We start from the raw sequence: 18,445 nt of genomic DNA on the forward strand, positions 1-18,445 counted from the left end.
TGACGGCGACCGAGGCCGACTGGGGGTACGCGAACGCGCTCGACGACGTGTCGGGGCAGGTCGCGATCGCGGGCATCGGCGAGACCGCGTACACGAAGGCGTCGGGCCGCACCGCGCGCGAGATCGCGGCCGAGGCCGCCGAACGCGCCATCGCGGACGCGGGCCTCGAGCCGCACGACATCGACGGGCTCACGTACTCGGGTGCGTTCGCCGACTTCGACGTCGCCGCGTTCCACGAGCACTTCGGTACGACCCACGACGTCTGGTCGTCGCCGTGGGGCGGCGGCATGGCATGGGCTGCAACCGCGCCGTACCTCGCGGCGAAGGCGATCGAGGAACGTACGGCCAAGCACGTGCTCAACGTGTTCTCGGTCGCGTGGGCGACGCAGCGCGGCTCGATGACGGGTGGCCCCGGCGAGGTGCACGCCGCGCAGTCGCTGAAGCAGAACCTCGAGGTGCCGTTCGGCTGGTTCCCGCAGCCGGTCTACTTCGCCACGATCATGCGCCGGCACACGATCGAGTTCGGCACGACCGAGGAGCAGTTCGGTGCGATCGCGCTCGCGGCGCGGCGGCACGCGAACCTCAATCCCGAAGCCGTGATGCACGGCCGGCCGATGGCGATGTCGGATTACCTCGCGGCGCCGATGCTCGCGGAGCCGCTGCGGCTGCTCGACTCGTGCCTCATCTCCGACGGCGGCGCCGCGTACGTGACGACGAGCACCGAGCGCGCGCGTGATCTGCGCGCGGACCCGATCGTCGTCAGGGGAGTGGGCGAGGGCTACTCGGGGAGCGGCACCCACTGGGCGCTCCAGCGTGAGTTCACGAGCACGCCGCAAGTGTTCAGCGCGCCGGGCGCGTTCGCGATGGCCGACCTCTCGCCGTCCGACGTCGATCTGCTCACCGTCTACGACCCGTTCACCGTCGTGTCGCTCATGCAGATCGAGGACATGGGCTTTTGTCCGAAGGGTGACGCGGGCGCGTTCGTCGAGGGCGACACGCTGCATCACGACGCGGGCAAGCTGCCGTTCAACACGCACGGCGGACTCCTGTCGCACGCGTACGTGCTCGGAATCGCGCACGTCATCGAGGTCGTGAAGCAGCTTCGTGGTGTCGCGGCCGCGCAGGTGCCGAACTGCGAGGTCGGCGTGTACGGCGGTTACACCGGACACATGGCGAGCACGCTCGTGCTCACGAAGGACCGCTGAGGCCGCGATGGCGATCAAGCGCGCCGACTTCCCGCTGCCCGACGTCGACGACCCGTTGACCGCCGAGTTCTTCGCGGGCGCCGCGCGCGGTGAGCTCGTGATCCCGCGCTGCGATTCGTGCGCGCGGTTCGTCTGGTACCCGGCGGCGGAGTGCGTGGCGTGCGGATCGACGGACGCGCCGCGCTGGACCGCGGTGAGCGGCCACGGCACGTTGTTCTCGTGGGCCGTCCTGCGCCGAGCGTTCCTGCCCGCGTTCGAGGAAGCGGTTCCGTTCGTGACCGCGCTCGTCGCGCTCGCCGAGGATCCCGCGGTGCGGCTCTGCACGTACATCGTCGACGCCGAGCCGTCGACGCTCCGGGCCGACGCGCCCGTGCGCGCGGTGTTCCGTCCGCTCACGTTCCCGACGGTTCCGGGCAAGGCGGTCACCGTCGCCATGTTCGAGCTTGCGAGCAACGCATGAAGACGACGTTCACCGACTGCTTCGACCTCGACGTCCCGATCGTCGACGCCGACGCGCACGTCAACGAGCCCCCCGATCTCTGGCAGACGCGTGTCCCGGCGCGCTGGCGCGACCGCGCGCCGAAGGTGCTGCACACCGACGACGGCGACTTCTGGTCGTTCGAGGACGGCAAGCGCTCGCGCGCGCTCGGCCTCACCGCGACCGCGGGCCTGAGCTTCCCGCAGTTCCGTCCCGAGGGGCTCCGTTACTCCGAGATCCGGCCCGGATCGTTCGAGCCCAAGGCGCGCCTCGGCGATCTCGACGCCGACGGCATCTGGGCGCAGGTGCTGTACCCGTCGGTGACGCTCTCGGGCGCGCGCCTCTACGCCGACGAGCGCGAGCTCCAACTCGCGTGCGTGCGTGCGTACAACGAATGGCTCGCGGAGTTCTGCGCGGGCGGCGAGGGCCGACTCATCGGCCAGGCGATCATCCCGACGACCGGTGTCGACGACGCGATCGCCGAGCTGCACGCGGCGCTCGCGCTCGGACACAAGGGCGTGGTGATCAGCGCCTTCCCGAACGGGACGCTGAACGCGCAACCCGAGGACGCGCCGTTCTGGGCGCTCGTGGAGGAGATCGGGCTGCCGGTCGCGGTGCACATCGGCAGCTTCGTTCCCTCCCGCCCGGGCATGAAGTGGCCCGATACGCACGAGCTGTCGTTCCTCGGCATCACGGGCGCCGCGAAGGCCGGTTCGCAGGCGCTGCCGGTCGCGTGCTCCCTGATCTTCTCGGGCATCTTCGAGCAGTTCCCGCGGCTCAAGGTCGTGCTCGTCGAGTCGAACATCGGCTGGATCCCGACCCTCACCGAGCAGCTCGACGACATGTTCCTCCGCTACCGCTGGTTCACCGGCGCGACCGAGAAGATGCGCGCGATGCCGAGCGAGCTCTTCCACCGCAACCTCTGGGCGACGTTCATGATCGACACGGTCGGGATGGAGCTGCGCTACCGCATGAACGGCGCGCACCTGCTCTGGTCGACCGACTACCCGCACACCGGCTGCGACTGGCCCAACTCGCGTGTCACGATCGAGCGCGTGTTCCGCGGCCTCCCGCTCGACGAGGTGCGCACGTTCGTGCACACGAACGCGGTCGATCTCTATGGGCTCGAGCTGCCGCCGCGCGCATGATCTACGACGACCTGCGTGTCCTCGACCTGTCGAGCGGGCTCGCGCCCGCGTACGCGGCGAAGCTCCTGACCGATCTCGGCGCGCAGGTCGTGCATTGGGAGCCGCCCGGCGGCGATGCGTTGCGACGCGACGACCCGCACGGCGCGCTCCACGCGTACCTGCGGACGTCGCAGCGCGCGGTCTTCGGCGACGCGGCCGCGTGGGTCGACGGCGCCGATGTCGTGTTGCTGTCGGATCCGTCGCCGGACGCGTTGTCGGCGGCCTTGGTGACCTCGTTGCGCGAGCGCGGGCGCGCGGCGGCGACCGGCGTCGGTCCGCTCGTCGTCGTGGAGGTGTCGGCGCTCGGGCATGGTGGTCCCGACGACGGGCTCGACCTGCCCGAGCCGGTGCTCCAGGCCCGGTCGGGTGCGCTGTCCGGCCACGGGCACATGGGGCAGACGCCGCTCACCGTCGGCGGTCGCATCGGTGAGTACGTGGCCGGTGCGTTCGCCGCGCTCGGTGCCGCGACCGCGTGGCGGCGCGCGGAGCAGACGCGGCGCGCCGAGCTCGTCGACGTGTCGAAGCTCGAGGCGATGCAGCTCACGATGCTCACGGTGCCGACGCTGCTCGCGCACTTTCCCGGCGGTCGCGGCACGACGTTCCGGTTCGTGATGATCCCCGGCAACGAGCCGACGGGCGACGACCGCTACGTCGGCATCACCACGATCACGGCCGCGCAGTGGCGCGCGCTGCTCGGGGCGATGGGTCGCGACGATCTGAAGGACGACGATCAGCTCACGACGATGATCGGGCGCTTCATGCGTGCGCAGGAGGTGAACGGTCTCCTCCACGGCTGGACGCGTGCGCACACCGCCGACGAGATCGAGGACGCGTGCAGCGCGGCGCGCGTGCCCGTCGCGGTCGTGAGCAACGGAGAGTTGCTGCCCCAGCTCGACCAGCTGAAGTCGCGCGCGGTGTTCGTCGCGCAGCCGGGCGCGTCGTTCGTACGGCCGCGAGCACCGTTCCGCTTCCACGGGATCGCGGATCGCGAGCTCGTGGCGGCCCCGACGGCCCCGGAAGCCGGGGTGACGCCGTGGACCGCGCGTGCCTCCGGCGATCGCGCACCCGCCGAAGTGGGTGACCGTCCGCTCGCGGGCGTGCGCGTGATCGACTTCACGGCGTTCTGGTCCGGCCCGTTCGCGACCGCATGGCTTGCCGCCATGGGCGCCGACGTCGTGAAGGTCGAGTCCGTGCAGCGGCCCGACGGCATCCGCTTCAGCGCGGCCGTTCGCGCGTCGCAGGACGCGCAGTACTTCGAGAAGTCGGGACTGTTCCACGCCGCGAATCTCGCGAAGCGCGGGATCACGCTCGACCTCTCGCAGGAGGAGGGGCGCGCGCTCGCGCGTCGTCTGATCGAGACGGCCGACGTCGTCGTCGAGAACTTCACGCCGCGCGTGCTCGACGACTTCGGCTTCTCGTACGACGCGGTGCGCGCGATCAAGCCCGACGTCGTGATGCTACGGCTGCCCGCGTTCGGGCTGTCGGGCCCGTGGCGCGATCGTCCCGGCTTCGCGCAGACGATGGAGCAGCTCACCGGCATGGCGTGGGTGACCGGTTACGAGGGTGGCCCGCCGATCATCGCGGGCGGAGTGGTCGACCCGATGGTGGGCACGCACGTCGCGCTTGCGCTGGTCGCCGCGCTCGCGCGGCGCGACCACACCGGCGAGGGCGGCCTCGTCGAGATGCCGATGATCGAGGTCGCAATCGCGACCACAGCCGAGCAGGTCATTCGGTTCTCGGAGTACGGCGAGCTCATGGGCCGGCGCGGCGAGGGCGGCGTGTACCGCTGCGCGGGCGACGACGAGTGGATCGCGCTCGATCTCGACGCCGATGCAATGCCCGTGGCGGCGCGCGCCGAATGGTGCGCGGCGCGCACGAAGGAGGACGCGGCCGCGGCGTTGCGCGCCGACGGCATCGCCGCGTGGCCCGTGATCGCCGGCCATCTCGCGGTCGACGATCCGCAGCTCGTCGCTCGGAAGTTCTTCCAGTCGATCGACAATCCGTTGGTCGGGCGCCACGACTACCCGACGTTCCCGATGACGATGTCGGCCGGGCCCTCGACGTACTGGCGCGCGCCCGCACCGACGCTCGGCCAGCACACCGACGAAGTGCTGCGCGAGATCGGTGTCACCGCCGACGAGCTCGCCGCCCTGCGCGAGCGCCACGTGATCGGCGACACGCCCCTCGCTCCGGGCTGATCGCCCCGGTCGTCCGGGCACGCGTGAGGGGCGCGCGGTCAGGCGGTCAGCGCGGCGTAGTCGACCTGGCCCATCGTGCTCGCGGCGCCGAACGCGGCGTCGACGACGAGGTTGAGGCCGTTCACGTACGAGCTCTCGTCGGCGTTGACGAACACGAGCGCGGGTGCGATCTCCGACGGTGTCGCGAGCCGGCCCGCCGACTGCGCCGCGGTCCAGTCGATCGTGTTCGAGCCCATCGCGGTCCGGAAGTCCGGCATCATCGGGCTCTCGATCGGGCCCGGGCTCACGCAGTTCATGCGGATGCGGCCGTCGAACCAGCACGGTCGCGCGCGCAGCATCGTGTACACGACCACGCACTCCTTCGAGAAGAAGTACGGGTCGCCCTGCTCGCCGAGGTGCGCGTCGACCCACTGCGCGCCCGCCGCGAAGTCGGCCGTCTCGACGAGCTCGCGCACGACGTCGAGCCGGTTCGGCCACCCCATGCCCGCGATCGACGCGACGTGCGCGACCGCGCCACCGGCGGGCATCAGCGGCAGCACCGTCTCGGTGAGCTCGCGCAGGCCGAGGAAGTTCACGCCGATCACCATCTCGGGCGGCCGCGTCTGCGGCACACCCGCGATGTTGAAGAGCTTGTGGATCGGCGCGCCGATCTCGGCGACGACGGACGCGATGGCGGCGGGATCGGAGACGTCGCACCGGTAGAAGTGCTCGATCGGTCCCTCGACGTCGGCGACGTCGAGGGCGTGCACCTCGGCGCCGAGGTCGGCGAGCATGCGCGTCGTCGCCGCGCCGACACCGGTCGCGGCGCCGGTGAGCACGACCCGCTGGCCGTCGTATCCGAAGGGGCTCATGACACGTTCTCCTCGGGTTGGGTCAGCGCGCGGCCGGTACCGGCGGCGCGAAAGCACTGAGATCGACCGTCGTCTCGATGTCGAGCGCGAGGTCGACGACCGCGCTCGCGCTCCAGGGACCGAACGTCAGGCCGCTCGCGCCGTGACCGGTCGCGACGAACGCGCCCGGCCGATCCGGGATCGCGCCGAGCACCGGCATGCCGGTCGTCGAGACCGGTCGCAATCCGACGCGGACCTCGAGCACGGTTGCATCCGCGAGACCGGGCGCGATCGCGAGCGCGCGGTCGATGATCTCGCGCACTCCTTCGAACGTGACGCGCGGATCGAACCCGACGTCGTCGTGCGTCGCGCCGCACGCGACGCGACCGCCGGGCCACGCGACCATGTAGTGATCGTGCAGTGGGGAGAGCACCGGCCACGCCGCGGTGTCGACGCCGTCGAGTTGAAGATGTGCGATCTGCCCGCGCTGCGGCACGACCGGCAGCGTCACGCCGAGCCGTTCGCCGAGTGCCGGCGTCCACGCGCCGCCCGCGACGACCACGGCCTTCGCCGCGATCGCGCGTCCGTCGACGTCGACTTCGACGCCGGTGACGCGATCGCCGTCGATCACGAAGTCGGTGACGGCCGTCGTCTCCTGCTCGAGCCCGCGCGCGACCGCGGCGCGCAGCAGTGCGGCCGTGAGCTGACGGCCGTCGACACGCGCCGCCGAGTGCGAGAAGAACGCCGAGACCACCGGGCCGAGCACGGGAAAGCGCGCGTGCGCGTCCGCCGCGCTGATCTCCTCGATCGTTCCCGGCGCGGGCACCGCGCCCGGTCGGTCCGCGTCGTGCAGGAGCTTCAGATAGCCCTCGAGCATCTTCGCCTCGCGCTCGTCGCGCGCGATCACGAGCTTCCCGCACTGCACGAAGCCGGTGTCGCGCTCGCCGTCGGCGGCGAGCGAGTCGATGAGCGCGCGGTAGTGCGCGGCGGTCGCGTCGACCATCGCCTGGCGAGGCGAGCCGTCGCGGATCTCGGTCTCGGGCGACACGATGCCCGCGCCCGCATCGGTCGCGCGGCCCTCGTGGTGGACGTCGACGAGGAGCGTGCGCGCGCCGAGCCCGACCGCGCGGTACGCAGCCGACGCGCCGACGACGCCTCCTCCGACGACGATCAGGTCGAACATCGGTGTCACCCTCCCCCCGGAATCGCATTCCGGTCAACCCGGCACGCTCCTCTAGCGTGGCGTCGATGCAGGTGCACCGCTCCGACGATGCCGACTCGGAGCGGGTGTCGGATGCGCTGATCGACGGCGACGTCGCGCTCGAGCGCGGCACCGCGCGCGCCGCGCTCCGCAACCGCGACTTCCGTGTCTTCTGGAGCGGCGTGTTCGCGTCGAACATCGGCACCTGGATGCAGAACGTGCTGCTCGGCGCGTACGGGTTGGTGCTCACGCACTCCGCGACGTATGTCGGCCTTCTCGCGTTCGCACAGCTCGGGCCCCTCCTCTTCCTGTCGACGGTGAGCGGCGTGCTCGCCGACACGCTCGACCGCCGCACGCTGCTGGTCGCCGCGCAGGTCGTACAGCTCGCGCTCGCGATCGTGCTGGCAGTGCTCGCGCTCGGTCATCACCCGTCGTCGGTCGCGATCTTCCTCTGCGTGCTCGCGATCGGTATCGCGAACGCGGTCGGCGGACCGGGCATGAGCGCGATCATGCCGTCGCTGGTTCCACGCGAGGATCTCTCCGGAGCGGTCGCGCTCGCGTCCGTCCAGATGAACCTGTCGCGAGTCATCGGACCGCCGATCGCGGCGCTGATCTACGCGCGCTTCGGCGCGTCCCCGGTGTTCGCGATCAACGCGCTCACGTACCTCGCCGCGGTCTACAGCCTGCTCGCCGCGAAGTACCCGCGACGCGTCGATGCGGGGATCACCGAACGGGGTGCGGCGCGTCTGATGTCGGGAGTCCGCATCGCGATCGCCGATCGACTGCTCAGCATCGTGCTCTTCGTCCTCTTCACGTTCTCGTTCATCTCCTTGAACTTCATCTCGTTCATGCCGGTTCTGGCCACCGAGCACTTCGGGATCTCGCCGAAGTCGACTGCGTACGGACTGCTCTACGCGTCCTTCGGATTCGGCGCCGCGTGCGGAGCGGTGAGCGTCGGCTCGATCCTCGCCCGGCGCTCGAAGGCATCGCTCGTGCGCCCGGGTCTGGTCGCGTTCGCGGTCCTGCTCGCGCTGTTCGGGGTGGTGCGCGTCGCTGCGCTCTCGTTCGAGATCGCGTTCGCGCTCGGCTACGCGTACTTCGTCGTCATCACCTCGCTGTCGACGGTCCTCCAGGAGTACGTGTCGGAGGCGGTGCGCGGACGCGTCACCGCCCTCTGGATCATGGGCTTCGGTGGCTCGGTCGGCGTCGGCGCGCTCGCGTGGGGCCCGCTCGCGCACCGCTCGATCGGCGGGCTGCTCATGCTCGGAGTCGCCTGCGCCGCGGCGCTCGCCGTACTCTGCGCGCCGAGGCGGCTCGAGGCAGGGGTGGTGGGATGAACGGCGGACCGACGCCCGATCAGATCGCGCATTCGGAGGCGTACCGGACGACGCGCGAGCGCATCACCGCGCTCGTGCAGAAGGCGGCGCCCGGCGCGCTCGACGCAGGCGCGCCGGCGACTCCGGCCTGGCGGGCGCGTGACGTGCTCGCGCACGTCGTCGGCGTCGCGACCGACGTCGTGAGCGGCAACGTCGCCGACGCCGGCGGCGACGACTGGACGGCCGTTCAGGTCGACACGCGCCGGGATCGCTCGATCGACGATCTGCTCGCAGAGTGGGACGCATCCGGCCCGCAGCTCGACGCCTTCGTGCTCGCGCTGCCGACCGCGATCACCGGGCAGCTCATCGCCGACACGGTCACGCACGAGCACGACCTGCGCCAGGTGTTGGGCGCGCCCGGCGCGCGCGACTCCGACGCGCTCACGCTCGGGTTCGCGTACGTCGTGACCGCGCTCGGCCGCACCTACGACGAGACCGGCGACCGCGCGGTGCGGTTCGCGCACGACGGCCGCGAATCGACGTCCGGGACGGTCGAGCCCGCCGTAACGCTGCGGGCCTCGACGTTCGAGCTCGCGCGCGCGGTCACCGGCCGGCGGACGCTCGACGAGATCCGCGCCTACGACTGGTCGCCGAGCGCCACGCCCGAACGGCTGCTCGTGCTCCCGCCGTTCAACGCGCGTTTCGATTCATTGGGCGAGTGACGTCTCGAAGGCAGTCAGCACGTTCACGACGTTGCGGCCGATGACGTCGAGGCAGTAGCCGCCTTCCTGCACGAAGAGCGTCGGTCGCTGCAACGATGCGATGGCCGCGCCGAGCCGGTGGAAGTCGTCGCCCGTGAGGCGGAACGAGTCGACGTCCTCGAGTGCAGTGTCGACGCCGAGCGACACGACAAGGGTGTCGCAGCCGAAGGCGCGGATCGCGCCGAGCGCGTCGGCGAGCGCGGCCCCGTACGTGGACCACTCGGTGCCGGGCGGGAGCGGACGGTTGAGTGTCGTGCCTTCGCCCTCCGCGGTGCCGCGTTCGGAGGCGAAACCCGAGAAGTACGGGTAGTCGTCGACGGGATCGGCGTGCAGCGACGCGAAGAACACATTCGGATCGCGATCGAAGATCGCCTGTGTGCCGTTGCCGTGATGGAAGTCGACGTCGAGGATCGCGACGCGCGCGCCGGCGTCGCTCAACGCGCGTGCCGCGATCGCGGCGTTGTTGAGGTAGCAGTAGCCCGCGAGGCCGTCGTGCGCGGCGTGATGGCCGGGCGGGCGGCACAGCGAGTAGACGCCGCCGCGGCCCGCGGCGCGGATCTCGTCGACTCCCGTCAGCGCGATGTCGACGGCCGCGATCGAGGCCGCCCACGTGCCCGCGACGATTGGGTCGGTGTCGTGCGAGTACCAGCCGATCTTGGCGATCGGGTGTACGGCCGTGTCACGTGTCGCGGGCTGTCCGCGAACCGGCCGCGCGTACGCGGTCAGCTCGGTGCCCGGCGCGGCACCGGTCACGCGTACGAACTCGTCGTACGCGGTCTCGAGGAACTCGACGTAGTCGCGCGCGTGCACGCGCAGCACCGGGTCGAGGCCGTGAGCCGTCGGCGCCTGGATCGGACCGAGGGCGCGCGCCCGGATCTCGGCGACGATGCGCTCGGCGCGCTCCGGAACCTCGGGCGCCGCGATGGGCGTGCCCTGGTCGAGCACCGCGCCCTGCGGCGCGTGCGCGCGATGCGCGTCCGAAGCAATGGTCAGCACGCGCTCATTGTCGCACTCGCTCCGCTCGCCGCTCCTGACGCCTCACGCGACGAGTCGGGCCCGAGTCGGGCGGCGTTGCACAGCGACCGGCCCGCTCCCGCGCGAAACGGTGGCCTCGTAGGCTGCCCGGCCGGTGGACTACTCACAGGTCAGCTACTGGCTCGAGAGCTGCGGCGACGACCTGACGCCGCGCGCGCCGCTCGACGCTTCCGTCGACGCCGACGTCGCGATCATGGGCGCGGGCTTCACCGGGCTGTGGACCGCGCACTCGTTGCTCGCGCGCGACCCGTCGTTGCGCATCGTGATCGTCGAGCGCGACATCGCGGGCTTCGGCGCGTCGGGCCGCAACGGCGCGTGGTGCACGTTCGGCTTCGGCGCCGGTCCCGATCTGTTGCAGCACCGCTGGGGGAAGGACGCGGCGATCGCGGTGCACGACGCAATGGTCGCGACCGTCGATGCGGTCGGTGCGACGGCGGCGGCCGAGGGCATCGACGCGCATTACCAGAAGGACGGCGAGCTCTCGCTCGCGCTCGGCGCGCATCAGCTGCCGTCGCTCGACGCGATCCAACGGCGCTACGACGACCTCGGCCGGTCGGGATTCGTGCACCGCCTCGACCGCGATGCGGCGCGCGCCAAGCTCGACGTGACCGGCGTCGAAGGCGCAGTATGGTTCCCGGCCACGGCCGCGATCCATCCCGGCCGACTCGTGCGTGGGCTCGCGCGTGCCGTGGAGCGCAGTGGCGCGACGATCGTCGAGCAGACGGCGGTGACCGGTGTGCGCAGCGGTTCGCATCCCGCGCTCGAGACCGCGTCCGGCGACGTGCGCGCGAACGTCGTCGTGCTCGCGGGGGAGTCGTACCTGGCGCAGCTCCCCGGCTACCGGCGCGCGGTGTTGCCGATCTACTCGCTGATCGTGCTGACCGAGCCGTTGACCGACGCGCAGCTCGACGAGATCCACTGGACGCACCGCGCCGTCGTCAACTCGCAAGCGCTCACGGTCGACTACCTCTCGCGCACGCGCGACGGCCGCATCCTGTTCGGCGGGCGCGGCGCGCCGTACCACTTCGGATCTGCGATCCGGCCCGAGTTCGACCGCCACGCGGAGACCCACGAGCGCCTGCGGCGGTCGATCGTCGAGTGGTTCCCGTCGCTCGCCGGCGTGCGCACCACGCACGCGTGGGGCGGCACGGTCGGTGTGCCGCGCGACTGGATCCCGACGATGCGCTACGACCGCGCGTCCGGCATCGCGACCGCGCACGGCTACACCGGTGAGGGCGTCGCGGCGACGAACCTGAGCGGGCGCGTGCTCGCGGATCTCATTACCGGCACCGATTCCGAGATCACGCACCTGCCGATGGTCGGGCACCAATCGCGCCCGTGGGAACCCGAGCCGCTGCGCTTCCTCGCGGCGCGGTACCTGCAGAACGCGTCGCTGAAGCTCGACGAGAAGGCGGCCCGCACCGGCCGCCCCCTCACCGGCCGCACGATCACCGAACGCCTCATCGGCCACTGACCAGGCCTTTCGCGGAACTGATCGATCGAAGTGACGCGGGCGCGTCACTGTTCTCGATCAGTTCGAGCGACCCGCCGGGCGCATCGAGCCGATGATCGTGCGGGCGATCTCGGGGTTCGCTCCGAGCCCGACGCGGACGGTCGTCGTCGAGCGGCGACCGTCGCGACCCAGGATCGTCACGTCGAACGCCGGTTCGAGATCCAGGACGCCGTAGCCCGGGACGAACTTGACGGCCAGGCCGGCCCGGCCGTTGCGGATGGTGCGGTCGACCGGCAGCGGCGGGATCGCCCCCTTGTCGGCGGGGCGCATCCACACCCCGTCCGTCGGGACGGGGACGACGCCGGCCGGAATCATCGGGCAGTTCAACGTGATGCCCGCGCCGCTGCCGAGGTACGCGCCCGACTCGGGGAACGGCACCGCGCTGCACGCGCCCGGCGCGATCGTGTTCGGGCCGAGTTGCGTGATGTTCATCGCGGGGGGCACCGACAGTGTCACGTCACCGAAGCTCAATGTCTTCCAGTCGCGCGGCACCGAGGGCCACGTGGTCGAATCGAGCACGACCCGGCGCGTCGACAGCGTCAGCGTGTCGAGCACGCGCCGGGCCTCGGTCGGCTGGTGCACGTAGACGTGCAGACCGAGCGCCGGAACCGCGTAGTCGATCCAGAGCGGGCTGCCGGGCTCGAGATACAGGTCGATGCCGTGGATCGTCAGCGCGGGGCGGCCAGGTAGCTCGCGCAGCTGCGAGAACGGCTCGACCGAGACGTACGCGCAGTCGGGCCCGTCGTGTCGGAGCGTGACGCCGGTGTTGGTGAGCGGCGCGCACGAAGAGGAGCCGGGGCCGTCGGCGGACCAACCGGGAGGAAGGGCGAACCGCGCGTCGCCGTAGTCGACGAGGCGCCAGCCCTTGGGCTCGGCGACACCGACCAGGGGCTGCGTCGTCGTGGGCACCGGCGCGATCGCCGCCGTCGTCGACGGGGCCGAGGCCGCGGTGCGAACCGAGCTCGACGTTCCGCCGCGCACGACCACGAGCAGCCCGACGACGAGCGCGACGACCACCGCGGCCGCGGCCGACCGTCGCGCGAGCCGGCCGTGCCGCAACGCGCGCACGCGCGCGTCGACGCGTGTCCGCTGTTCGGACGTCGGCCAGTCGAGCGGCAGGTCGTCGCGACCGTCAGCCATCGTCGTCTTCCTTTCCGAGCGCGCGCCGCAGCGCGCCGAGCCCGCGCGACTGGTGCTGCTTCACGGTGCCGGCGGTGGTCGACAGCGCGGCCGCGATCGCGTCGTGCGTGAGGTCGTCGAAGTAGTGGAGCACGAGCACCTCGCGTTGCCGGCGGGGGAGCGTCTCGAGGATGCGCCGGAGGTCGAGCTGCTCGTCCCGCCCGAGCTCCGGTGCCGCGGCCTCGACGCCGGAGTCCGGGCTCGTCGGTGGCCGCCGGCGTCGCCGCCGCAGCTCGTCGATCGCAAGGTTGGCGCTCACCCGCGTGAGCCACGGGTACGGCGCGCGGCCGATGCGGCGCCAGTGCAGGTGGGCGCGGGCAGTGGCCTCGATCGCCGCGTCCTCGGCGTCGCCCCGATCCCCGAGGATGCGCACGGCGACGACGAAGGCATGGCGGAACAGCAGTGGGAAGGCGGCATCGAAGCTCGGCGCTCGCTCGTCGGCGGTCATGGTCTGCTCACTCTGACGCTCGGGGGGCGCCATACCGATGACCCGAGCCGCGAGAATCTCGCGACCGAGGTCGAAATCCGGCGGCGCCGTTCGTCGGGAACACGATGCCGCCGCCGGGCGGCCAGGAGGAACGAGGCCCGATGAAGTACATGCTGCTGATCTACGTCGACCCGAAGAGTGCGCCGAAGGACGGTTCCGAGGAGCAGCGCGCCGAGCACGGGGCGTACGGCACCTTCACGGAGGAGCTCGTGGGCGCCGGCGTGATCGTGGGTGGCGACCCGCTGCACGGCCCCGACACCGCCACGACCGTGCGCGTGCGCAAGGGCGAGACGCTCACGAGCGACGGCCCCTTCGCCGAGACCCGTGAGCACCTGGCGGGCTACTACATCGTCGACGTCGCCGACCTCGACGCCGCGATCGCGTGGGCGGCCAAGATCCCGAGCGTGCAGCACAGCGCGATCGAAGTGCGGCCGGTGCAGGACTACTCCGCGATGTGACCGCGGTCCTGCCGGCCCGGCCGGTCATCCGGGGGGAGCAGAATCACGGCGTGCCCGACCGCCGTCGCGATCCTCTCCCCGGCGCCGTCCACGCGTCGATCGAGCGCACGGTCCGGCTCGAGTGGGGACACGTCGTCGCCGGCCTGACGCGGCGCTTCGGCGATCTCGCGCTCGCCGAGGACGCCGCGCAGGACGCGCTGACCGCCGCGCTCGAGACGTGGCCGCGGTCCGGCGTTCCCGACAACCCCGCGGCGTGGATCACGACGACCGCGCGCCGGAAGGCGCTCGATCGCGTGCGCCGCGATGCGACCCTCGCGCGCAAGGTCGAACAGCTCGAACGGGACACGCCGGCGGTCCCGGCCGAGCTCGCACCCGCGCCGATCGACGACGACCGCCTCTGCCTGCTGTTCACCTGCTGCCACCCGTCGCTCCCCATCGAGACGCGCGTCGCGCTCACGCTCAAGGCGGTCGCGGGACTCAGCACATCCGAGCTCGCACGCGCGTTCGTCGTGAGCGAGCCGACGATCTCGCAGCGCATCGTGCGCGCCAAGCGCAAGATCCGCGCCGCCGGCATTCCCTTCCGTGTGCCGCCGCCCGAGCTGCTCGCGGAACGCCTTGCGGGCGTGCTCGCCTGCCTCTACCTGATCTTCAACGAGGGCTACACCGCGACCGCCGGCGACGATCTCGTGCGCGACGACCTGTGTCGCGAAGCGATCCGCCTCACGCGCCTCGTGCGCAGCGGGTTCAGTGCCGATCCCGAGGTCGTGGGATTGCTCGCGCTCATGTTGTTGCACCACGCTCGCCGCGCCGCGCGCATCACCGACGACGGCGACCTCGTGCTGCTCGAGCAGCAGGATCGCAGTCGTTGGGACCACGCCGAGATCACGGAAGGCGAGACACTGGTCGACTCCGCGCTACGCGCGGGCGACGTCGGTCAATACCAGGTGCAGGCCGCGATCGCCGCGCTGCACGCGACCGCCGCGAGCGTCGACGAGACCGACTGGACCGAGATCGCCGCGCTCTACGGCGTGCTCGCGCAGCTCGCACCCGGACCCGTCATCGAGCTCAACCGCGCGGTCGCGATCGCGATGGCCGACGGTCCGCGCGCCGGGTTGGCGCAACTCGCACCGCTCGCGGAACCGCTCGCCGCGCACCACCCGTACCACGCCGCGCGCGCCGAGCTCCTGCGGCGCGCCGGAGAAGACGTCGCGGCGCGCGCCGCGTACGACCGCGCGATCGAGCTCGCTTCGAACCTCCGCGAGCGCGCCGCGCTCGAACGCCGACGCGCATCACTCACGCCGTCGTGAGCGAACCGCTCGCGATCGAGGTCGTGATCGTCGACATCGTCGATGTCGAGCCGCGCCGCGCGTCGACCGTCCTCGACACTGCGGCGCGCGTCGTGATCGGCAGCCGCCTCGCGGTCTATCCGACCCTCGTCTTCATCGAGCGCGAGCCGAGCGGACGTCCGATCGCCGAGGGCGTCGCGCTCAGCCTCGCGCACTCCGGCGGGCTCGGCGCGATCGCGATCAGCGATCCCGGCGCGCGCGTCGGCATCGACGTCGAACGCGTGCGGCCGCGTCGGTACCTCGACCGAATCGCGACCCGCATCTTCGACGCCGACGAGCTCGTCGCGTTGGCCGCGCTCGACGACGCCGCGCGACTTCTGGCATTCCTCCGGCGTTGGACCGAGGTCGAGGCGATCTTGAAGGCGCAGGGCACCGGCATCGCGGGCGGCTTCGCGAACGCGGTGCCGCGACCCCACGGTTGGTCGTGCGAGCCGATCGACTGCGGCCCCGGCTTCGTCGGCACCGTCGCCGCCGACGCCCCCTCGATGAAGGTGCAGACGCGTCGACTTGGAAACTGATCGTTCCCGCCGGAACGGCCGGGTCGCTCGGCGGCCGGGGCGAAGCTTGCGAGCCCGCCCAGAAAGCACAGTCAGAGGTCGTGACGGAACTGGATGCTCACGCGGGGGAGCGCGTGCGCGGCCTTCGGGACGCTGTGCTCCCACGTGCGCTGACTCGTGCCGCCCATCACGAGCAGGTCGCCGCTGTGCAGCACGAACGGGATCGAGCGACCGCCGCCCTTCGGCCGCATCCGCAGCGTGCGTGGTCCGCCCAGGGAGACGATCGCGACCACCGGCTCGACGATCTCGCGCGGGATGCGATCGCCGTGCCAGGCGACGCTGTCGCGCCCGTCGCGATACAGCGCGGCGCCGAGGTGCGTGAAGGCGCGCTCGTAGCGCGCGCTCAGCGCGTCGGCCGCGTCGCCGAGCACGGGCGGCACGGTGTCGGCGTGCGGCTCGGTGCCGTACCACGCGTGCAGACGCGGCTCGTCGACGATGCGGCCGTGCATCGTCACCGTGCGTTGGTGCCAGGGCGCGCGGGCGAGCACGGCGCCGAAGAGGTCGTCGGCGCCGGTGAGCCAGAGCGGCGCGTGATCGGCCCACGCGCCGGGCGAGAGCTCGATCCGTCGGAGCGACGCGAACGTCGGGTCGATCGACGGGCGCGCGGGCGCGCTCGCCAGCAACGACGTCTGCCACTCCATCGGCGGGGCGGCGACGGCATTCGAACGTACGTTCGCCACGACCTGACGATAGCGCCTTCGCGAAGCCGCGATTCCGGAGCGATTCTCGACCGACCTACCCTGGGCGCGTGCTCGAAGAGGAGCCCGCCCCGGAGCGACCCGTCGATCGCTTCACGCGCACGAGCGTGGGGATGATCCTGCGGGCGTCGATGCTCGGCCTGCGCGACGTGCTCGAGCCGCCGAAGGACGAAGAGCCCGCGATCGTCGAGGAGTGGAGCGGCGCGCCGCCGACGCCGAACGGCATCTCGATGCGCCTCGACCCCGACCTCCCGTCGGACTCGATCATCCTCGTGCGGCCATGGCTCCTCGACCGCCCCGACGGCGAGGACTGACGCGCCCGCGTCTCGAAGCGACCCCGAGAAAAGAAACGGCCGCAGCGCGCCGATGTGTGGGGTCACCGGGCGCCGCAGCCGTACGTGACCGTAGCGCGCGCGAGCGCGGGTTGCCGCACCGCGCCAGGCCCGCGACGCGACGGTGCCCCCGGACCGTCGGCCGGGGGCACCGTGAAAACGCCGATGATTTGCTGACTACCGGCGCTTCGCCGCCTTCTTGGCCGGCGCCTTCTTCGCAGCCTTCTTCGCGGGCGCCCGCTTCGCAGCCTTCTTCGCCGGGGCCTTCTTCGCCGCGGTCTTGCGGGCCGGAGCCTTCTTCGCGGTCGTCTTCTTCGCGGTCGTCTTCTTGGCCGCCGTCTTCTTCGCCGGAGCCTTCTTGGCCGGAGCCTTCTTCGCCGCGGGGGCCTTGCCCGAGAGCACCGCGTCCTTGAAGTTCTTCAGCGGCGTGATCTTCGCCGAGCGCTTCGCCTTGATGCGGATCGTCTCACCGGTCGCGGGGTTGCGTCCCATGCGCGCCGGACGGTCGACCCGGCGGAACTTCGCGAACCCCGAGATGGCGACGTCTTCCCCAGCCGCGACGGTGGCCGTGATCAGGTCGACGATGGACTGCAACACCTCGTCCGCTTCACGGCGGGTCGTCTCGATGCGCTCGGAGAGCGCGGTCACCAGCTGGCTTCGATTCACGTTTCCTCCTGTTTTTCCGGACCGAACGGGGGAAGCCTTACATCACCGGGGGTCGCGCGCGCGGATTCTGAGCCGAAAAACTTGGCCTTTTCGCCATTCCGCTACGCGGCGTCACAAACGAGGACGAGCGCAGCGAGTGAAAAGCCCATAACCTGCGGCGGTTCCGAAGGGCCGACGGATCGGCACTGACCACGGGGCGGGCGCGTATGAGGGTCGTCGCGTCGTGCAGCGGCAAGGGTGGGGTGGGCAAGACGACGGTCGCGGTGAACCTGGCCGCGCTCGCGGCCCGGTCGCTGCGGGTCGTGTTGTGGGACCTCGATCCGCAGGGCGCGGCGACGCACTGCCTGTCGACGGTGCCGGCACCGCGCGGTGTCGCGAAGGGCGTGGTGCGCGGCCGCCGCAACCTCGTTGCCGAGGCGCGTCCGACCCAGTGGCAAGGACTCTCCGTCGTCCCGGCCGACCGCTCCGCGCGCAACTACGACCGGCTGCTCGACGACGAGCACCGACTCCGCACGCTGTTGCGACCGATGCGCGAGCGCTTCGACCTCGTCGTGCTCGACTGCCCGCCGGGAACCGGGCGGCTCGCGGAGCAGATCGTCGACGCGGCCGACGGACTGCTCGTGCCGTTGATCCCCGGTCCGCTGTCGGTACGCGCGCTCGACCAGCTCGCGGACCTCGTGACGCGCGTCGAGCAGGCGGGCCGTAGCGGACGCGGCCGACCGACGCTGCTGCCGTTCTTCTCGATGGTCGACCGGCGCAAGCGGCTGCACCGCGAGACGGTCGAGTCCGTGCAGCTCGCGCGCCCCGAGACGTTGTCGGCGCAGATCCCGATGTCGGCCGAGATCGAGCGCATGCCGGTGTACCGCCAACCAATCGTGGTGCGCAGTCCCGACGGCGCGCCCGCGGCCGCGTTCGCCGAGCTCTGGCGGGAAGCGCAGCTGCGCCTGTCGTGGGACGCGGCTCGCGTCTGACGCCGGCCGTGCATGACGCGGAACTGT

The 18,445-nt window shown here is 71.6% G+C and carries 19 protein-coding genes; 12 read left to right on the forward strand and 7 right to left on the reverse strand.

Features of this window, described 5'->3' with window-relative positions; genetic code table 11:
* The 4 genes from VH914_10035 to VH914_10050 all read left to right on the forward strand — a co-directional run.
* Positions 1-1,205 (forward strand): thiolase family protein (locus VH914_10035; protein ID HEX4491532.1); only part of this gene is annotated, 1,205 nt, incomplete at its 5' end.
* Positions 1,206-1,212: 7 nt separating this feature from the next.
* A complete protein-coding gene (locus tag VH914_10040; GenBank protein ID HEX4491533.1) occupies positions 1,213-1,665 on the forward strand; it encodes an OB-fold domain-containing protein in 453 nt (150 codons plus the stop codon).
* Positions 1,662-2,831: an amidohydrolase family protein gene (locus tag VH914_10045; protein HEX4491534.1), complete on the forward strand. Its 1,170-nt coding sequence runs from the start codon at positions 1,662-1,664 to the stop codon at positions 2,829-2,831. Before VH914_10040 ends, VH914_10045 begins: the two co-directional genes overlap by 4 nt.
* Positions 2,828-5,068 (forward strand): CoA transferase, encoded by a 2,241-nt coding sequence (locus VH914_10050; GenBank protein HEX4491535.1) that lies wholly within the window; start codon positions 2,828-2,830, stop codon positions 5,066-5,068. The genes VH914_10045 and VH914_10050 overlap by 4 nt, the downstream gene beginning before the upstream one ends.
* 38 nt (positions 5,069-5,106) lie before the next feature.
* On the opposite strand, the gene VH914_10055 is transcribed toward VH914_10050, so the two are convergent.
* Entirely contained in the window at positions 5,107-5,919 is an 813-nt protein-coding gene (locus VH914_10055) for a coniferyl-alcohol dehydrogenase (GenBank protein ID HEX4491536.1), read from the reverse strand.
* A 22-nt stretch (positions 5,920-5,941) separates the two neighbouring features.
* On the reverse strand, positions 5,942-7,081 hold the full coding sequence (locus tag VH914_10060) for an FAD-dependent oxidoreductase (protein ID HEX4491537.1): 1,140 nt from the start codon (positions 7,079-7,081) through the stop codon (positions 5,942-5,944).
* Between the two features lie 65 nt (positions 7,082-7,146).
* On the opposite strand from VH914_10060, the gene VH914_10065 reads away from it, so the two are divergent.
* Positions 7,147-8,436 (forward strand): MFS transporter, encoded by a 1,290-nt coding sequence (locus tag VH914_10065; GenBank protein HEX4491538.1) that lies wholly within the window; start codon positions 7,147-7,149, stop codon positions 8,434-8,436.
* Positions 8,433-9,137: a maleylpyruvate isomerase family mycothiol-dependent enzyme gene (locus VH914_10070; protein HEX4491539.1), complete on the forward strand. Its 705-nt coding sequence runs from the start codon at positions 8,433-8,435 to the stop codon at positions 9,135-9,137. Before VH914_10065 ends, VH914_10070 begins: the two co-directional genes overlap by 4 nt.
* On the opposite strand, the gene VH914_10075 is transcribed toward VH914_10070, so the two are convergent.
* Complete coding sequence (locus VH914_10075) at positions 9,123-10,172, reverse strand: histone deacetylase family protein (GenBank protein HEX4491540.1); 1,050 nt, start codon at positions 10,170-10,172, stop codon at positions 9,123-9,125. The two genes, VH914_10070 and VH914_10075, sit on opposite strands and share 15 nt — an antisense overlap.
* 133 nt (positions 10,173-10,305) lie before the next feature.
* On the opposite strand from VH914_10075, the gene VH914_10080 reads away from it, so the two are divergent.
* Positions 10,306-11,685 (forward strand): FAD-dependent oxidoreductase, encoded by a 1,380-nt coding sequence (locus VH914_10080; GenBank protein HEX4491541.1) that lies wholly within the window; start codon positions 10,306-10,308, stop codon positions 11,683-11,685.
* 57 nt (positions 11,686-11,742) lie between these two features.
* On the opposite strand, the gene VH914_10085 is transcribed toward VH914_10080, so the two are convergent.
* Complete coding sequence (locus tag VH914_10085; protein ID HEX4491542.1) at positions 11,743-12,864, reverse strand: hypothetical protein; 1,122 nt, start codon at positions 12,862-12,864, stop codon at positions 11,743-11,745.
* Positions 12,857-13,351 carry an RNA polymerase sigma factor gene (locus VH914_10090; GenBank protein HEX4491543.1) on the reverse strand — a complete coding sequence of 165 codons (495 nt, stop codon included), beginning with the start codon at positions 13,349-13,351 and terminating at the stop codon, positions 12,857-12,859. The genes VH914_10085 and VH914_10090 overlap by 8 nt, the downstream gene beginning before the upstream one ends.
* 140 nt (positions 13,352-13,491) lie before the next feature.
* Here VH914_10090 and VH914_10095 point away from each other — a divergent pair, with 140 nt between their 5' ends.
* The 3 genes from VH914_10095 to VH914_10105 are packed head-to-tail and all read left to right on the forward strand — an operon-like array spanning position 13,492 to position 15,712.
* Positions 13,492-13,848 carry a YciI family protein gene (locus tag VH914_10095; GenBank protein ID HEX4491544.1) on the forward strand — a complete coding sequence of 119 codons (357 nt, stop codon included), beginning with the start codon at positions 13,492-13,494 and terminating at the stop codon, positions 13,846-13,848.
* 50 nt (positions 13,849-13,898) lie between these two features.
* On the forward strand, positions 13,899-15,155 hold the full coding sequence (locus tag VH914_10100; protein ID HEX4491545.1) for a sigma-70 family RNA polymerase sigma factor: 1,257 nt from the start codon (positions 13,899-13,901) through the stop codon (positions 15,153-15,155).
* Positions 15,152-15,712, forward strand: a complete 561-nt coding sequence (locus tag VH914_10105) for a 4'-phosphopantetheinyl transferase superfamily protein (protein HEX4491546.1) — start codon at positions 15,152-15,154, stop codon at positions 15,710-15,712. The genes VH914_10100 and VH914_10105 overlap by 4 nt, the downstream gene beginning before the upstream one ends.
* Before the next feature lie 71 nt (positions 15,713-15,783).
* Here the strand turns inward: VH914_10105 and VH914_10110 are convergent, their stop codons facing one another.
* Positions 15,784-16,431, reverse strand: a complete 648-nt coding sequence (locus VH914_10110; protein HEX4491547.1) for an alpha-ketoglutarate-dependent dioxygenase AlkB — start codon at positions 16,429-16,431, stop codon at positions 15,784-15,786.
* Between the two features lie 68 nt (positions 16,432-16,499).
* Here VH914_10110 and VH914_10115 point away from each other — a divergent pair, with 68 nt between their 5' ends.
* Positions 16,500-16,763 carry a hypothetical protein gene (locus VH914_10115; GenBank protein ID HEX4491548.1) on the forward strand — a complete coding sequence of 88 codons (264 nt, stop codon included), beginning with the start codon at positions 16,500-16,502 and terminating at the stop codon, positions 16,761-16,763.
* A gap of 195 nt (positions 16,764-16,958) precedes the next feature.
* Here VH914_10115 and VH914_10120 read toward each other — a convergent pair whose 3' ends face one another.
* Complete coding sequence (locus tag VH914_10120) at positions 16,959-17,447, reverse strand: HU family DNA-binding protein (protein ID HEX4491549.1); 489 nt, start codon at positions 17,445-17,447, stop codon at positions 16,959-16,961.
* Between the two features lie 206 nt (positions 17,448-17,653).
* Between VH914_10120 and VH914_10125 the strand changes: the two genes are divergently transcribed.
* Positions 17,654-18,418 carry a ParA family protein gene (locus VH914_10125; GenBank protein HEX4491550.1) on the forward strand — a complete coding sequence of 255 codons (765 nt, stop codon included), beginning with the start codon at positions 17,654-17,656 and terminating at the stop codon, positions 18,416-18,418.
* The last annotated feature ends 27 nt before the right edge of the window (positions 18,419-18,445 follow it).

Source organism: Acidimicrobiia bacterium, from assembly GCA_036271555.1.
GTDB lineage: Bacteria > Actinomycetota > Acidimicrobiia > IMCC26256 > PALSA-610 > DATBAK01.

Bases quoted from the DNA above. Each gene is read 5' to 3' on its own strand.
- VH914_10050 (HEX4491535.1), top strand. From the start codon at position 2,828: ATGATCTACGACGACCTGCGTGTCCTCGACCTGTCGAGCGGGCTCGCG.
- VH914_10045 (HEX4491534.1), top strand. From the start codon at position 1,662: ATGAAGACGACGTTCACCGACTGCTTCGACCTCGACGTCCCGATCGTC.
- VH914_10090 (HEX4491543.1), bottom strand. From the start codon at position 13,351: ATGACCGCCGACGAGCGAGCGCCGAGCTTCGATGCCGCCTTCCCACTG.
- VH914_10065 (HEX4491538.1), top strand. From the start codon at position 7,147: ATGCAGGTGCACCGCTCCGACGATGCCGACTCGGAGCGGGTGTCGGAT.
- VH914_10070 (HEX4491539.1), top strand. From the start codon at position 8,433: ATGAACGGCGGACCGACGCCCGATCAGATCGCGCATTCGGAGGCGTAC.
- VH914_10125 (HEX4491550.1), top strand. From the start codon at position 17,654: ATGAGGGTCGTCGCGTCGTGCAGCGGCAAGGGTGGGGTGGGCAAGACG.
- VH914_10055 (HEX4491536.1), bottom strand. From the start codon at position 5,919: ATGAGCCCCTTCGGATACGACGGCCAGCGGGTCGTGCTCACCGGCGCC.
- VH914_10085 (HEX4491542.1), bottom strand. From the start codon at position 12,864: ATGGCTGACGGTCGCGACGACCTGCCGCTCGACTGGCCGACGTCCGAA.
- VH914_10040 (HEX4491533.1), top strand. From the start codon at position 1,213: ATGGCGATCAAGCGCGCCGACTTCCCGCTGCCCGACGTCGACGACCCG.
- VH914_10060 (HEX4491537.1), bottom strand. From the start codon at position 7,081: ATGTTCGACCTGATCGTCGTCGGAGGAGGCGTCGTCGGCGCGTCGGCT.
- VH914_10095 (HEX4491544.1), top strand. From the start codon at position 13,492: ATGAAGTACATGCTGCTGATCTACGTCGACCCGAAGAGTGCGCCGAAG.